This is a genomic window from Agrobacterium sp. 10MFCol1.1 (assembly GCF_000381165.1).
In the GTDB taxonomy this organism is placed as follows: Bacteria; Pseudomonadota; Alphaproteobacteria; order Rhizobiales; family Rhizobiaceae; genus Agrobacterium; species Agrobacterium tumefaciens.
Genome location: NZ_KB906072.1, coordinates 903,802 through 919,558 on the forward strand (window position 1 = coordinate 903,802; position 15,757 = coordinate 919,558).

Annotated in this window: 14 protein-coding genes, 1 tRNA gene and 1 riboswitch; of the genes, 2 read left to right on the top strand and 13 right to left on the bottom strand. The window is 57.1% G+C overall.

Features of this window, described 5'->3' with window-relative positions; genetic code table 11:
- Positions 1-60: 60 nt before the first annotated feature.
- Genes F617_RS0104690 through recF form a run of 3 tightly spaced genes read right to left on the bottom strand, consistent with a single transcriptional unit; the run spans position 61 to position 2,451 of the window.
- A complete protein-coding gene (locus tag F617_RS0104690; protein ID WP_019564569.1) occupies positions 61-537 on the bottom strand; it encodes a GNAT family N-acetyltransferase in 477 nt (158 codons plus the stop codon).
- Positions 534-1,301: a molybdopterin-synthase adenylyltransferase MoeB gene (locus F617_RS0104695; RefSeq protein ID WP_019564570.1), complete on the bottom strand. Its 768-nt coding sequence runs from the start codon at positions 1,299-1,301 to the stop codon at positions 534-536. Before F617_RS0104695 ends, F617_RS0104690 begins: the two co-directional genes overlap by 4 nt.
- Before the next feature lie 22 nt (positions 1,302-1,323).
- Positions 1,324-2,451 (bottom strand): DNA replication/repair protein RecF, encoded by a 1,128-nt coding sequence (recF, locus tag F617_RS0104700; RefSeq protein ID WP_013635217.1) that lies wholly within the window; start codon positions 2,449-2,451, stop codon positions 1,324-1,326.
- A gap of 156 nt (positions 2,452-2,607) precedes the next feature.
- On the opposite strand from recF, the gene F617_RS0104705 reads away from it, so the two are divergent.
- The gene (locus F617_RS0104705) at positions 2,608-3,720 is read left to right on the top strand and encodes an alpha/beta hydrolase (protein WP_019564571.1); all 1,113 of its coding nucleotides are present in this window, start codon (positions 2,608-2,610) and stop codon (positions 3,718-3,720) included.
- A gap of 28 nt (positions 3,721-3,748) precedes the next feature.
- Here the strand turns inward: F617_RS0104705 and nrdF are convergent, their stop codons facing one another.
- From nrdF to F617_RS0104745, 8 genes are all read right to left on the bottom strand, one after another.
- On the bottom strand, positions 3,749-4,723 hold the full coding sequence (gene nrdF / locus F617_RS0104710; RefSeq protein WP_003514262.1) for a class 1b ribonucleoside-diphosphate reductase subunit beta: 975 nt from the start codon (positions 4,721-4,723) through the stop codon (positions 3,749-3,751).
- A 16-nt stretch (positions 4,724-4,739) separates the two neighbouring features.
- Positions 4,740-6,929: a class 1b ribonucleoside-diphosphate reductase subunit alpha gene (gene nrdE / locus F617_RS0104715; RefSeq protein ID WP_019564572.1), complete on the bottom strand. Its 2,190-nt coding sequence runs from the start codon at positions 6,927-6,929 to the stop codon at positions 4,740-4,742.
- Entirely contained in the window at positions 6,917-7,315 is a 399-nt protein-coding gene (nrdI, locus tag F617_RS0104720) for a class Ib ribonucleoside-diphosphate reductase assembly flavoprotein NrdI (RefSeq protein WP_003514252.1), read from the bottom strand. Before nrdI ends, nrdE begins: the two co-directional genes overlap by 13 nt.
- Positions 7,316-7,327: 12 nt before the next feature.
- Positions 7,328-7,549 carry a glutaredoxin-like protein NrdH gene (gene nrdH, locus F617_RS0104725; RefSeq protein ID WP_019564573.1) on the bottom strand — a complete coding sequence of 74 codons (222 nt, stop codon included), beginning with the start codon at positions 7,547-7,549 and terminating at the stop codon, positions 7,328-7,330.
- Between the two features lie 255 nt (positions 7,550-7,804).
- Positions 7,805-8,029, bottom strand: a riboswitch (cobalamin riboswitch).
- A gap of 131 nt (positions 8,030-8,160) precedes the next feature.
- Positions 8,161-8,790 carry a nucleoside triphosphate hydrolase gene (locus F617_RS0104730; protein ID WP_019564574.1) on the bottom strand — a complete coding sequence of 210 codons (630 nt, stop codon included), beginning with the start codon at positions 8,788-8,790 and terminating at the stop codon, positions 8,161-8,163.
- Positions 8,787-9,569, bottom strand: coding sequence for an ATP-binding cassette domain-containing protein (locus tag F617_RS0104735; RefSeq protein WP_013635211.1), 783 nt, complete (start codon positions 9,567-9,569; stop codon positions 8,787-8,789). Before F617_RS0104735 ends, F617_RS0104730 begins: the two co-directional genes overlap by 4 nt.
- Positions 9,569-10,651 (bottom strand): ABC transporter permease, encoded by a 1,083-nt coding sequence (locus tag F617_RS0104740; protein ID WP_013635210.1) that lies wholly within the window; start codon positions 10,649-10,651, stop codon positions 9,569-9,571. The genes F617_RS0104735 and F617_RS0104740 overlap by 1 nt, the downstream gene beginning before the upstream one ends.
- Positions 10,652-10,874: 223 nt before the next feature.
- Positions 10,875-11,897: a sugar ABC transporter substrate-binding protein gene (locus F617_RS0104745; RefSeq protein WP_003514241.1), complete on the bottom strand. Its 1,023-nt coding sequence runs from the start codon at positions 11,895-11,897 to the stop codon at positions 10,875-10,877.
- Positions 11,898-12,163: 266 nt separating this feature from the next.
- On the opposite strand from F617_RS0104745, the gene F617_RS0104750 reads away from it, so the two are divergent.
- The gene (locus F617_RS0104750) at positions 12,164-13,396 is read left to right on the top strand and encodes an ROK family transcriptional regulator (RefSeq protein ID WP_019564575.1); all 1,233 of its coding nucleotides are present in this window, start codon (positions 12,164-12,166) and stop codon (positions 13,394-13,396) included.
- A gap of 54 nt (positions 13,397-13,450) precedes the next feature.
- On the opposite strand, the gene recQ is transcribed toward F617_RS0104750, so the two are convergent.
- Both recQ and F617_RS0104760 read right to left on the bottom strand, forming a co-directional pair.
- Positions 13,451-15,259 (bottom strand): DNA helicase RecQ, encoded by a 1,809-nt coding sequence (recQ, locus tag F617_RS0104755; RefSeq protein WP_019564576.1) that lies wholly within the window; start codon positions 15,257-15,259, stop codon positions 13,451-13,453.
- A 196-nt stretch (positions 15,260-15,455) separates the two neighbouring features.
- Positions 15,456-15,532 (bottom strand) — tRNA-Met (locus F617_RS0104760).
- Between the last annotated feature and the right edge of the window lie 225 nt (positions 15,533-15,757).

Here is a 15,757-nt window from a genome sequence, read left to right on the forward strand (position 1 = left end):
GTCTGCTCGTGACGTGGGAGGGAGAAGCAGGCTTTTAAGCGGATCAAAAATTGAGCCGTCTCAGCCGAGGAATTTCGTCATTTCAATCGAAGTCGTGCGGTCGTAACCCGGATGGGCGTTTTCAGCGGTTTTGATGAAACCCCAGGCGGCGAATTTCGCGTGGTTGCCGACAAGCTCGATACGCGTTTCCAGCCGCAGCGCCGGTAACGCCAATTCGCGGGCCAATGCTTCGGCCCGTTCCAGAAGCATTTTGCCGGTGCCTTTGCCCTGCGCTCTCAGGGAGACGCACAGCTTGCCGACGTAAAGGCAGGCCGGTGGTTCCTGCCGGCAAAACAGGCAGCCAACAATCTCATCACCATCCAGCGCCACGAAAGCGGTCTCCGCTCTCGCCTTCTCCGCGAGATTTTCGAGCGTCAAACGGTGAGCGGACGATGGTGGGTCGATGACGCCGTCCATATAGGCGAAGGACGACATGATAAGGGCCAGCAGCTCCTGCCAGCGCTCGAATTCTTCGCCAATCCTTGTGATCTCGGTCATGTTTTTTTTCCAGCAGGGCGGCGCTTGTAACGCACGGTTTCGAAGCGGGCCGACAGGGCGTCATAGAGAAGCAGGCGGCCGACCAATGGCTCGCCGGCAGCGGTGATCACCTTGATGGCCTCCATGGCCATGATCGTGCCGATCACGCCGGTCAAAGCGCCGACGATGCCCGTTTCCGCGCAATTCGGAATAAGCCCCTGCGGCGGTGGCTCGGGAAACAGATCGCGATACCCCGGCAGCAGATTACCATCGGCACCCGCCTCATAGGGTTTGAGCACCGTTACCGAACCATCGAAACGGCCGACAGCGCCCGTTACCAGCGGCCTTTTAGCAGCCTCTGCGGCATCGGCAGCGGCATAACGTGTGTCGAAATTATCAGAACCGTCGATAAGGAGATCGAAGGATGGCAGATGGGTGTGCGCCCAGACCTGCGAAAAACGCTCCTCAAAAACAAGGGTACGCACATGCGGGTTGAGCCGGGCGATGGCTGCGCGGGCGCTTGCCGTTTTCAGCTCACCGATCGTGCCGGTATCGTGGATCACCTGCCGCTGGAGATTGGAAAGGGAGACCACGTCGTCATCGATCAGGCCAAGCGTGCCAACACCGGCTGCAGCAAGATAATGAAGGACAGGCGCGCCGAGGCCACCAGCCCCGATTACCAGCACCCGCGCGGCCTTCAGACGCTGCTGCCCGGCACCGCCGATTTCCGGCAAGAGAATATGGCGCTTGTAGCGTTCGATTTCGTCCGGGCTCAGCGGGTCCATGTCGCACTCCATTTTTTCGCCGTCATGCCGTGATGCCCCCGTGGGAGACATTGAAGAATTGCGCCCTGTCGCCAAGGGCGGAGAACATTGCCGCATCCGTTCCGGTCATGAAACTCTGACCACCGAGCGCGTGAATGAGATCGAACAGAGCCGCCCGCCTGCCCTCATCCAGATGCGCGGCAATTTCGTCGAGCAGCAGAACCGGCGCATGGCCGGTCATGTTGGCGGTGAGCTGGGCATGCGCAAGCACCAATCCCACCAGCAGTGCCTTCTGTTCTCCAGTCGAGCAACGCTCTGCCTCCATGTTCTTTTCCGCATGGCGCACGAACAGATCGACACGGTGCGGCCCATCAAGCGTGCGGCCTGCCGCCGCGTCTCGATACCGGCCTTCGCGCAGCGTAAGCCTATACTCGTCTTCCAGATCGACAGCCGGCCGGTTGAGCGTGTCGTCCATGAAACCCGAGAGCGCCAGCGCCGCCGAGGGGAAGGCAGCATTGCCGGAACGGCCTTCGATGAGGCTCTTCAAAAGACCCAACATTTCATAGCGCGCGAGCGCCATGGAAATGCCGAGTTCCGCCATCTGCTTCTCGATACCGTCCAGCCAGACCGGATCGAAACGGCCTTCCGAAAGCAGACGGTTGCGGCCGCGCATGGCCTTTTCGAAGTCGCTTGCCCGCCGTCCATGCGCAGGATCGAGCGAGAGCACCAACCGATCGAGAAAACGCCGGCGATCCGAGGATGAACCGGTAAAAAGCCCATCCATGGCAGGCGTCAGCCACAGCACCCGCAGATGATCCGTCAATTCATCGACCGACTTCACCGATGTCCCGTTCAGCCTCAGGCGGCGCGACACTACCTCGCCGTCACCCTCGATCCCGGTTCCGATGGCGACCTCGCCGTCCATGCCGTCGACATCCGCAAAAATCGAAAAACCGGCGGCCTCCGCCCCCACTCGCGTCACATCGGACAGGGTGGCGCGGCGCAGGCCCCTTCCGGGCGACAAAAACGAAACGGCCTCCAGGAGATTGGTCTTGCCGGAACCGTTGTCACCCGTCAGCACCACGTGACGGTCATCCAGCGCGAGCGACGCCGCCGCATAGTTGCGGAAGTCCGTGAGTTTCAGCCGTAAAAGCGACACCTTATTCGTCATCTGTACGGCCTAAAACGAACATAGCTGGATAGCAAGGTGGGGAATGCGTCGTCCGCATTGAACATAATGCAACCACACCGCAATCCAGTCTCCAGTAGCAACTTTTTGAGCGGCCGGTTATTTATGCGTGGTCCCTCATTATCGGTAACCCCATCCATGCGCCTGATTTTTTCGCTCCTCCTCGCTCTCAGCCTTCTTTCATCCTGCGCGGGCAGGCCGGGGGCGGATGTGTTGCAGGCCATAAACACCAAGACCACCGATACGAAAATCGTGACAGCCTATGTGGCGAGCACGCGGGAGAAAAACAACGAGGCCAAAAAGGGCTTTAGCGCTGGGCGGGCAGCTGAGCTGAATTATGCGCGCTTCGACATTTCCATTCCTCCCAGCCATAAAAGCGGAAATATCGAATGGTCCAAAGGCAAGCCGAACCCGAGCAAGGATTTTGTCGTCACCAAAGCCGATATGCTGACGAAAACGCGTTTCAATTCCGATCTTGGCGATGTCACCCGCTCCGGCAAGCAGATCGCCCTTTTTGTGCATGGCTATAATTACAGCTATCAGGAAGCCTTGTTCCGTGCGGCACAAATGGCAGCCGATGCCAATATGGATGGTGTGCCGCTGGTCTTTTCCTGGCCGTCCCAGGCGAGCGTCACCGGTTACGTGGCCGACAAGGAATCAGCGACCTATTCGCGAGACGCGCTGGCCATGGTGCTGACAGACCTTACCAAGCAGACACCGAAAAAAAGCATTGTCGTGTTCGGTCACAGCATGGGCGGCTGGCTGGTCATGGAAGCGCTGCGACAATTGCGCTTCGAAGGCAGGAACGATGTGCTTTCCAAACTACAGGTAGTGCTGGCCGCGCCGGATATCGACGCCGATGTTTTCCGCAAGCAGATCGAGGTGGTGGGGAGGCTCAATCCGCCGCTCACCATTCTCGTCTCCAAGGACGACCGCGCCCTGAAGGCTTCCTCCATCCTGGGGGCCGACGTCACCCGCATAGGCGCGCTGGATGTGACCGATCCTCAAGTGCAGGAAGCCGCCCTGAAAGAGGGCGTTCAGTTCGTTGACATCTCCAAACTCAAGGCATCGGATCCGCTCAACCACGACCGCTATGCGGCACTCGCGTCGCTGGTGCCACAACTGGAGGCGAGCCGGAACGGCAACGGCGAAAACGGCATAGGCCGCGCGGGTGCCTTTGTGTTCGACGCTATCGGGGCAACAGTATCCAGCCCCTTCCGGCTTGCGAGCCAGGTCGTGAACCCGCAATAACTTTTGCGGGTTCTTGGCGACAACCGGTTCAGAAATCCCAGTCTTCGTCTTCTGTGGCGACCGCCTTGCCGATGACATAGGAAGAGCCGGAGCCGGAGAAGAAGTCGTGGTTCTCGTCGGCATTGGGAGACAGCGCCGAGAGGATCGCAGGATTGACCCGGCAAGCCTCGGGCGGAAACAGCGCCTCGTAACCCAGATTCATCAAGGCCTTGTTGGCGTTGTAATGCAGGAACTGCTTGACGTCCTCCGTCAGGCCAACGCCGTCATAGAGGTCTTGGGTATATTTGGCCTCGTTGTCGTAAAGCTCGAGCAATAGATCGAAGGCGAAATCCTTGATCTCCTGTTTTTCCGCTTCGCCCAGACGTTCGAGCGCGCGCTGGAACTTGTAGCCGATGTAATAGCCATGCACGGCCTCATCGCGAATGATGAGACGGATCAAATCGGCCGTGTTGGTAAGCTTGGCGCGACTTGACCAGAACATAGGCAGGTAGAAGCCGGAATAGAACAGGAAGCTCTCCAGAAACACGCTGGCGACCTTCATTTTCAACGGATTTCCGCTATCATATTCGCGCATGATGAGCGCGGATTTGCGTTGCAGGAATTCGTTCTCCTCCGACCAGCGATAGGCGTCATCGACGTCAGGCGTGGAGCAGAGCGTCGAGAAGATCGAGGAATAGGAGCGGGCGTGGACCGCCTCCATAAAGGAGATGTTGGAAAGCACCGCCTCCTCGTGCGGCGTCGCCGAATCCGCCATCAGGCGCACGGAACCGACGCCGTTCTGGATCGTGTCCAGCAATGTCAGCCCGGTGAAGACGCGGATCGTCAGGGTCTGCTCTTCCGGCTTCAACGTTCCCCAGGACGGGATATCGTTGGAGAGCGGCACCTTTTCCGGTAGCCAGAAATTCGATGTCAGGCGATTCCAGACTTCGAGATCCTTGTCATCCTCGATGCGGTTCCAGTTGACCGCGCGAATACGGGACGCGGGTTTTACGGCAATGTTCATTGTCTTGTCCCTCAATTCAGAGCGTGCAGGATACGCAGCCCTGAACCTGCGTGCCTTCCAGCGCCATCTGGCGCAAACGGATGTAGTAGATGGTCTTGATGCCTTTTTTCCAGGCGTAGATCTGCGCCCGGTTGATATCGCGCGTCGTTGCCGTATCGCGGAAGAACAGTGTCAGCGACAGGCCCTGATCGACATGCTGAGTGGCCGCCGCATAGGTATCTATGATCTTTTCCGGACCGATTTCGTAGGCATCCTGATAATATTCGAGATTGTCGTTCGAAAGGTAGGAAGCCGGATAATAAACACGGCCGATCTTGCCTTCCTTGCGAATTTCAATCTTCGAGACGATGGGATGGATCGAGGAGGTCGAGTGGTTGATATAGGAGATCGAGCCTGTGGGCGGCACGGCCTGAAGGTTCTGGTTATAGAGGCCGGTCTCCATGACGGCCTGCTTCAACGCTTTCCAGTCCTCCTGTGTCGGAATGGAAATGCCGGCTTTCTCAAAAAGGTCGCGGACCTTTTCCGTCGCGGGCAGCCATTCCCGGTCGGTATATTTATCGAAGTAGTCGCCCGAGGCATATTTGGAGTTTTCAAAGCCCTTGAAGCTCTGGCCCCTTTCAGTGGCAAGGCGATTGCTGGCGCGGATGGCGTGATAGGTCACCGTGTAGAAATAGATATTGGTGAAGTCGATGCCTTCTTCGGAGCCGTAGAAGATGCGCTCGCGCGCCAGATAGCCATGCAGGTTCATCTGACCAAGCCCGATGGCGTGGCTCGCATCATTGCCCTTTTCCACGGAAGGGACAGACGAGATGTGGCTCATGTCAGAAACGGCCGTCAGCGCCCGGATGGAGGTTTCGATCGTCTTGCCGAAATCAGCCGAATCCATTGCTGAAGCAATGTTGAGCGAGCCGAGATTGCAGGAAATATCCTTGCCCATATGGCTGTAAGAGAGATCGTCGTTGAACTCGCTCGCCTCGCTGACCTGTAGGATTTCCGAGCAGAGATTGCTCATGCTGATACGGCCGGCGATCGGATTGGCGCGGTTAACCGTATCCTCGAACATGATATAGGGGTAACCGCTTTCGAACTGGATTTCTGCGATGACTTGGAAGAACTCGCGTGCCTTGATCTTCTTCTTGCGGATGCGGCTGTCGGCGACCATTTCCTGATATTTTTCGCTGACGGAAATCTCGGTAAACGGCACGCCATAAACCCGCTCAACATCATAGGGTGAGAACAGGTACATATCCTCGTTGTTTCTCGCGAGTTCGAAGGTGATATCAGGGATCACCACGCCGAGCGAAAGGGTTTTGATGCGGATTTTTTCGTCGGCGTTTTCACGTTTCGTATCAAGGAAACGCATGATGTCGGGGTGATGGGCATGCAGATAGACCGCACCAGCGCCTTGGCGCGCGCCAAGCTGGTTGGCGTAGGAGAACGAATCTTCCAGCAGCTTCATGACAGGAATGACGCCGGAGGACTGGTTTTCGATCTGTTTGATCGGCGCGCCGGCTTCGCGAATATTGGTCAGGGACAGTGCTACGCCACCGCCACGCTTGGAAAGCTGCAATGCTGAATTGATGGACCGGCCGATGCTTTCCATATTGTCTTCCACACGCAGCAGAAAACACGAAACCAGCTCACCGCGGCTTTTCTTGCCAGCGTTGAGAAAGGTCGGGGTCGCCGGCTGGAAGCGGCCGGAAATGATTTCATCCATCAGATCGCGGGCAAGCTGCTCGTCGCCACGCGCCAGAGCCAGCGCCACCATGCAGACGCGGTCCTCATAACGCTCCAGGTAACGCTTTCCGTCGAAGGTCTTCAGCGTATAGGACGTATAATATTTGAAGGCGCCGAGAAATGTCGGAAAACGGAACTTTCTGGCATAGGCCTCGTCGTAGAGGTCACGGACGAAATTGAAGGAATACTGGTCCAGCACCTCCTGTTCGTAATATCCCTCGGTCACGAGATAATCGAGCTTTTCCCTGAGATTATGGAAAAACACCGTGTTCTGGTTGACGTGCTGGAGGAAATATTGCCGTGCCGCAAGGCGGTCCTTGTCGAACTGGATCTTCCCGTTTTCATCGTAGAGGTTCAGCATCGCGTTCAGCGCGTGATAGTCCAGTCCCGCGTCCAGGTGTTTCTGCGCGGCGGTTACTTGTTGTTTGACATCCGTGTTGCGCACCGCGCTCGAGGTCAGCGTGTCCAAAATCGTTCCAATCCATGATTGACGTTGGCGACATCTTCCTCCGTGCCGAGAAGCTCGAAGCGGTAGAGAAACGGCACCGCGCATTTACGCGACACGATATCTCCGGCGGATGCGAAAGCTGCGCCAAAATTCGTATTTCCCGCCGCTATGACGCCGCGAATGAGATTTCGGTTTGAGGGCTCGTTCAAAAACCGGATAACCGGTTTCGGTACCGCTCCTTTCATGCCGCCGCCCCCATAGGTGGGGGTGACGAGAACATAGGGCTCCGACACGTGAGGAACGTCTTCCTCGGCGCCGAGCGGCAGGCGAAGCAATCGTCGCCCCAGTTTCTGAAGGAAGCGATGAGTGTTCTCAGACCGGCTGGAATAATAGACGATCAGCCCCATCGCATCGCCTCCTCAGCTGATCGAGCCAATCATGTCCGGACGGAAACCCGCCCAATGGCGTTCGCCGGCAACGACCACGGGAACCTGCATGTAACCGAGGCCGCGAACGCGATCGAGGGCATCCGCATCTTCGGAGATATCGATGATCTCGTAGCTAACACCGATGCGGTCAAGCGCACGATAGGTGGCAGTGCACTGGACGCAGGCGGGTTTGCTGTAAACGGTGACGGTCATTGTTTCCTCTTTCGAAGCCGCTTTTACGCACGGCTCAACATTGCCCGCCTGCAATCGCAAGCGGGTGGCGATGGTTCTGTCATTCTGGCGAGGCGCGCGGGTGAGGCCGCGTAAGATCGCTGTCTACGCCGACGAGCGTAGAAACTCATAAAAATGCACTGGCATGACTTCACCCCGAAGCTTGTTCTGGAGGGGGCAGAAAAGGGCGCACGCAATTCATTTGCGTCATACACCTTCCTTCCGGACACCCCGCCCGTGGACGTTTTCGCTCAAGGCAGGTCTCCTGACTTGCGGGTCAAAACATCCATTCCCACCTTCCCGGAGCTTTTAGCGCCAGTGGCTCAAATCGGAACGATGCTCACCGCTTACAGTTGCGGGGGCAGTTTCGGCATTGCTTCACCATAATGGTGTTGCGCACCGAATTCCCGTCTTAGCTCCCGACGCTTGCGAATCGAAAGAACCTTGAACACCACATATAGTATATGAGGAATTTTTTTCGTCAATAATTAGACATGCGAAAGCCCCACCCTGTGGATCAAAAAGATTCAACACATGGTCAACAAAGGCTTAACGGTGAATGCTCGATGCCGCCTACGGACGGAAGCGGCGGGTTATTCCCAGATATCGATGCGAATATCGGCGGGGCGGGAGTTCTCAATCACCCGCTTTCCGTTGGGAAGATCATTTTCGAACAGTTTGGCGTGAATCTCGGTCGCATCGAGACCATAGCCCTGCCATCTATCCCGCAGGCGTTCCTCGAGCACCGCAACGGATGGGCCTACGAAGACGGCAAGATCGAAGCTGCCGGAAAGCTTCGTCCACGGCGCCTCGTTCAACAGCAGATAGTTGCCTTCGGCAAGAATGAAGCGTGTTTCTGGCGCGATGGCGCGAGCGGAGGCAATGGCAATTTCGCGGGAGCGGTCAAAAACCGGGACAAGAACTTCCTGCCCGCCCTGACGAACTGCGGAGACGATATCAAGAAAGCCGCGCACGTCGAAGGTCTCCGGTGCGCCTTTTCGCGGCAAGAGCCCCCGTTCTTCGAGAATACCGTTATCCATATGGAAGCCGTCCATGGGCAGGACAGCCGCAGCCTCGCCGCGCGCCACGAGGGCACCGCACAGGGCATCCGCCAGCGTGGATTTGCCGGCCCCAGGGGGACCGGCAATGGCAATAATAAAACGAGATTTATCCTCTGCCCGCCGAAGAACGTCTTCGACGATCGTTTCAAGCTTCAACGTCATGCGGCCAGCGTTTCCTTTGGCGCTTCCTTGGCGCCCGTCATGAAGGCGACAGCGTCGGACATGGTATAGTCCTTCGGATTGATGACGCATAAACGCTTGCCCAGCCGATGAATATGAATCCGGTCAGCAACCTCGAAAACATGCGGCATGTTGTGCGAGATGAGAACGATCGGTAGCCCTCGCGCGCGCACATCCAGAATAAGCTCGAGAACGCGGCGGCTTTCCTTGACGCCGAGCGCCGCCGTCGGTTCGTCAAGGATGACGACCTTGGAGCCGAAGGCGGCTGCACGCGCCACCGCAACACCCTGGCGCTGGCCGCCGGAGAGGGTTTCCACCGCCTGATTGATGTTCTGGATCGTCATCAGGCCGAGTTCAGAGAGTTTCTCACGGGCAAACTTTTCCATCGCCGGACGGTCCAGTGCCCTGAACAGGCTTCCCTGAATACCGGGTTTGCGGATTTCACGGCCGAGAAACATATTGTCGGCTATGGACAATGCGGGAGACAGCGCAAGGTTCTGATAAACGGTTTCGATACCAGCCTTGCGCGCCTCGATTGGCGAGCGGAACTGTACCGGCTTGCCTTCAAGCCTGATCTCCCCTTCATCGGGTGTCACCGCACCGGAAATCGCCTTGATGAGAGAGGATTTTCCAGCACCGTTATCACCGATGACGGCGAGGATTTCGCCCGGATAAAGGTCAAAATCGGCATTGTCGAGCGCAGTCACACGACCGTAGCGTTTAACGAGATTGCGTGCTGTGAGGATAGGTTCTTTTGCCATCAGCCTGCTACCTTTCTGATCCACTGGTCGATTGCGACAGCCAAGATGATAAGGACGCCGATCAACAGATAGGTCCATTGTGGGTCTGTTCCGATAAGTCGCAGGCCGAGAGAGAAGACACCGACGATCAGCGCGCCGAAGATCATGCCCATGATCGAGCCGCGTCCGCCAAACAGCGATATGCCGCCGATGACCACTGCGGTGATGGATTCGATATTGGCGAACTGACCGGCGGTCGGCGATACCGAGCCGATGCGGCCGATGAGAGCCCAGCCCGCGAAGGCGCAGATAAGCCCGGAAAGTGTGTAGACGGTCGTCAGCATGCGCTTGACGTTAACGCCGGCAAGTTCGGCTGCGTCAGGATCATCACCCACTGCATAGAGATGTCGACCCCAGGCGGTGCGGTTCAGCACATACCAGAGCAGGGCAACCAGCAGAACCATCGCAATGACGCCATAGGTGAAGACGGCGCTGCCGATGCGGACATTGTTGCCGAAAAACTGGAGAATGGGCGCCTGTTGGACGATATCCTGTGAGCGGATCGTTTCGTTGGCCGAATAGAGGAAATTGGTGGCCAACACGATCTGCCACATGCCCAGTGTAACGATGAAGGGCGGAAGCCGCATGCGCGAAACCAGCACGCCATTGATAAAGCCACAAAATGCGCCAACTGCGAGACCGCAGATAATCGAGAGTTCGGCAGGCAAACCATAGCGGAATGTAAACTGTCCCATGACGACGGAGGACAGGACCATGATCGCACCGACCGAAAGATCGATACCCGCAGTCAGAATGACCAGCGACTGTGCCGCGCCGACGATGCCGACGATTGCCACCTGCTGAAGGATAAGGGTCAGCGAAAAGGCCGAGAAAAACTTGCCGCCCAGGGTCATGCCGAAGACAGCCAGCGACAACACCAGAACGATCAGCGGTACGGCCGCCGGGCTGGAATGCAGAAAGTGCTGGAATTTTTCAAGCAAACTCTTGTTGTGCGTATCGAAAGCAGCGACCTGAGTCGAACTTCCCGACAGCACTTTTTCAAATTCATTATGCGGTTGAGCCCGCACTGGCTGATCGCTCATGGATTTTCCTCCCGATCGCTCCATCGCATCAGCCCTGAACCCGGGATTATTTTCCAGAGGGGACAATGCGTAGATTCAAACTGTTGAGAAGCGTGCCTCAGTTACGTCCACGGACGCCGGGCGCGCTCGTTTGTTCCTGTCCGATCACCCAGATCGTTCTTTTAAACCATTCCGGTTCAAGGGCGGGGGCAAATCGCCCCCCGCCGATTTCAACGGTGAAGTATCAGCCCCAGCACTTCTTCAGGCCTTCCTTGGTGTCGATCGAATCGAGACCCTTGACCGGCTTGTCAGTTACCAGCGTTACGCCGGTGTCGAAGAAGTTCTTGCCTGCGGTCGGCTTCGGCTTTTCACCGGTGTCGGCAAACTTCTTGACGGCTTCCACGCCGAGTGCCGCCATCAGCAGCGGGTATTGCTGAGACGTTGCGCCGATCACGCCTTCCGCAACGTTCTTGACACCAGGGCAACCGCCATCGACGGAAACGATCAGAACATCCTTTTCGCGGCCGACGGCTTTCAGCGCTTCGTAAGCACCGGCAGCTGCAGGTTCGTTGATGGTGTGAACGACGTTGATGGTCGGATCCTTCTGCAGCAGATTTTCCATCGCAGAGCGGCCGCCTTCTTCGTTACCGTTGGTAACATCATGACCAACGATACGCTTGTCGTCTTCATCACCAATCTTGTTGATGTCCTTCACGTCGATGCCGAAGCCCTTCATGAAGCCCTGGTTGCGCAAAACATCAACGGTTGGCTGGGAAGGCGTGAGGTTGAGGAAGGCGATTTTCGCATCCTTGGCCTTGTCGCCGAGGGTGCCAGCAGCCCATTTGCCGATCAGCTCGCCGGCCAGAAGATTGTCGGTAGCGAAAGTGGAGTCAGCGGCATCAACGGGTTCGAGAGGCGTATCGAGGGCGATGACCAGAAGACCGGCATCGCGCGCCTTCTGCACGGCTGGAACGATGCCCTTGGTGTCCGATGCGGTAATCAGGATACCCTTGGAGCCATCGGCAATGCATGTCTCGATCGCGGCAACCTGGCTTTCGGAATCGCCATCGATCTTGCCGGCATAGGACTTCAGCGTCACGCCAAGTTCTTTAGCCTTGGCGGTAGCGCCTTCCTTCATCTTGACGAAAAAGGGATTGGTGTCGGTTTTGGTAATCAGGCAAACCGAAGTATCGGCGGCGGACGCGACGGACGCGAAAGAAACGCCGAGCGCAAGCGCGCCCAGAAGAGCGGAAACAGTCGTCTTCATTGTAATCCTCCCATTGAATGTTTGAGTACCGTGACGGTTACCCGACGATCTCGTCTCCTCCGAGAACAGCGACCGTTGACACAGATGGAACCATCAAAGCAAACGGCTGTCAATAAATAAATCCGATTGAATTATTAATTCCGTATGGCATTCTAACAAGCGGCAGGGAGGAATATCGCCGCGCCGTTTAACGTTGCGATAGCAAGATTGCCATAAAGCCTGCATGTATCGGTCGCGGCGGATATGGCGGGCGGGAGGATGAAACTATGAGACAATCTGTCGAGACGGCGCCGCCCGCGCCGTCCACCAACATGGATATGAGCGGCGGCGCCAACCAGATCGGGGTGCGTGCCTATAACGAGCGGCTTGTGCTGTCGCTGGTGCGCCGCCACGGCGGCTTGTCGAAAGCCGAAATATCCAGGCTTTGCGGTCTCTCGGCGCAGACCGTCTCGGTCATCATGCGCTCGCTCGAAAGTGACGGTCTTCTTATTCGTGGCGAAAGACTTCGCGGCAAAGTCGGGCAGCCTTCGACGCCGATGCGCCTCAATCCCGATGCCGTCTTCTCGTTTGGCGTGAAAATCGGCCGTCGCAGCGTCGATCTGGTGCTGATGGATTTCGTCGGCCGGATCAAGCTGAAGCTCCGCAGAACTTACCCCTATCCTATGCCGGAATGGATTTTGCCATTCGTCATCGAGGGTATCACGGAACTCGAGTCCAAGCTCTCTCCGGCCGAACGGCAAAAAATTGCCGGTGTCGGCATTGCCGCGCCGTTCGAATTGTGGAACTGGGCGCAGGAGGTGGGCGCGCCGCAGAATGAGATGGAGCGCTGGCGCGACGTCGATATCCGTTCCGAAATTGCGGGTGGCGTCAGCTATCCGGTTTTCCTGCAGAACGATGCGACCAGTGCCTGCGGTGCAGAACTGGTTTTTGGTGCAGGCCAGAACTACCCCGATTTTCTCTATATCTTCATCGGATCCTTCATCGGTGGCGGTGTCGTTTTAAATTCCGCACTGTTTTCCGGAAAGACGGGCACCGCCGGTGCAATCGGCCCCCTTCCGGTTCAGGGGCAGGACGGCAACACGGTCCAGCTTCTGAAAATCGCCTCCATCTTCGTTCTGGAAAACATGTTGCGCGAACGCGGCATCGATCCCCGTCCCCTGTGGTTCTCGCCGGACGAGTGGATCGATTTCGGCGAGCCGCTGGAAAGCTGGATCGGAAAAACGGCCGCGGCCCTTGCGCAAGCCGTCATCGCTGCAGCCTCCATCATCGATTTTTCTAGCGTCATCATCGATGGCGGTTTTCCGGATTGGGTCAGAGCAAGAATAGTCTCCGCCACACGCCTTGCCCTAAAACATCACGATCTTCAGGGTGTTACGCTGCCGGAGATCATCGAGGGAGCGGTCGGCAGCCAGGCCCGGGCTATCGGGGGAGCGAGCCTGCCCCTGTTTTCCCGTTATCTCATCGACCAGAATGTTCTGTTCAAGGACACGACAGGCTGAGGTTTCGGGCCCTGCCGAAATTTCCTGGCGGGACTCTTTGCCGGATTCAAATGGTCACTCGCTGGCGGCATGTTCCATGATCGCCGCCAGAAAAGCAGGGCCGTATCGTTCCAGCTTTGTGTCTCCCACTCCAGGTATCTGCGCCATTTCCCCCACAGAGGCCGGTCTTGATGCCGCAAGCTCAATGAGTGTCTTGTCGTGAAAAATCACATAGGGCGGAACGTTCTGTGCGCGGGCAATTTCCATGCGCTTCGCACGCAGCGCCTCAAAGAGGCTGCGATCGGCCTCCGGTAAAACAGTGGCGGCGGGCTTGCGAGTCGCCTGTTGTCGCGCCGAACGGGGAGCGGACGGTATCCTCAACATCAGGGACGGCTTTTCGCGCAGGAACCGCCTCCCTTCTTCGGAAATGGACAATCCCCCGTGACCGGCCAGATCAACCTCGATCAGGCGCAGCGCAACCATCTGGCGCAGGATGGCCCGCCAGGTGCGATTGTCGTGCTCTTTGCCGATGCCGTAGGTCGTGATCCGATCGTGACCAAAGCTCGATATCCGTTCATCTTCCATGCCCAGCAATACGCGGATGACATAGGCCTGGCCGAAACGTTCTCCCGTGCGGTAAATGCAGGACAGCAACTTCTGCGCGGCAATGGCACCATCAAACAGGTCCGGCGGTTCCGCACAGGTGTCGCAATTGCCGCAGGGCTCGCAATAGTCGCCGAAATAAGACAAAAGCACCCGCCGACGGCAACCGGCGGTTTCCGCGAGGCCAAGCAACGCATCGAGCTTCCGGCGCTCCATGTTTTTGCGCTGGTCGCCCGCATCCGACTCTTCGATAAAGCGGTTGCGCAATGCGATGTCTTCATAACCGTAAAGCATAAGCACGTCGGACGGCAGACCATCACGGCCGGCACGGCCGGTTTCCTGATAATAGGCTTCGATGCTGCTGGGCAGATCGATATGCACGACGAAGCGCACATCCGGTTTGTCGATGCCCATACCGAAAGCCACGGTTGCAACCATGATGACCGCTTCACCATGCTGGAAGTGGGTCTGGTTCGCCTCGCGGGCGGCCTTGTCCATGCCGGCGTGATAGGGCAGCGCATCACGCCCCTCCTCGCGCAGCCAGGCTGCCGTCTCATCGACCTTGCGTTTGGAAAGGCAATAGACGATGCCGCTTTCGTCCTCGCGACCCGTCAGGAAGCGCTTCAGCTGTGTACGTGGATTATCCTTTTCCATGATCGCATAGCGGATATTTGGCCGATCGAATCCGGCTATGAAGGCGTCGCTTCCGTTGATCCCGAGATGACCCAGAATTTCGGCGCGGGTTGGCTCGTCCGCAGTCGCCGTCAGCGCCATGCGTGGCGTATCCGGAAAGCGCTCGATCAACGTGTCTAGCTGGCGGTACGGGGGACGGAAATCGTGCCCCCACTGCGATAGACAATGGGCTTCGTCGATCGCGATCAGCGACAGGCTGATAGGTTGAAGCGCATTCAGAACATCCGGCTTAAGAAGGGTCTCCGGCGCAGCATAGAGAATATCGACCTTGCCAGCCCGCATATCCTGCCAGAGTGCCCGCCGCTCTTCTGGGGAAAGATCGGAGTTGAGAGCTTCTGCGCGCACACCTGCCTGACGCAAGGCGGCGACCTGATCAACCATCAGCGCGATCAGGGGCGAAACAACCAGCCCCATTCCCTTACGGGCGAGCGCCGGAATCTGGTAACAAAGCGACTTCCCGCCCCCTGTTGGCATCAATACAAAAGCATTGTTGCCTGCCATCACATGCCGGATGATTTCGGCCTGCTGTCCACGAAACGTATCGTAGCCATAGACGGTCTTGAGAATCTGCAAGGGATCGGTGGTCACGTTGGCTTTCTTATGAGCTGGGCAGTTTGTGCATCATGGCCAAATCAGGGGCTATCGCAACGCAGAAAGGCTGAATCACTCTCATAAAAAAGAGCGCCAATTGTGGATGATGCGAACTTATATAGATTTAGAGATTATTTGAGGTATTTTGCAAAAGAAAACCCCGCAGCTTAAGCTACGGGGTTTTTGTGAAGATTGGTTGCGGGGGCAGGATTTGAACCTGCGGCCTTCAGGTTATGAGCCTGACGAGCTACCGGGCTGCTCCACCCCGCGTTACCAGCGTAAATCCCTATTGGATTTATCGCGACCAGCGTAAATCCCTATTGGATTTATCGCGACCAGCGTAAATCCTATTGGATTTATCGCGACTGCATCACAGGGACGCTGTGATGTATACTTCCGGAGCAAATTGCCGAAGGCGATTTGTCTCCTTTAAGGGACGCACCGTAATTGGGTGACCGATTTGTTTTGGCACATTGTGCGCTGGATTATTATAGC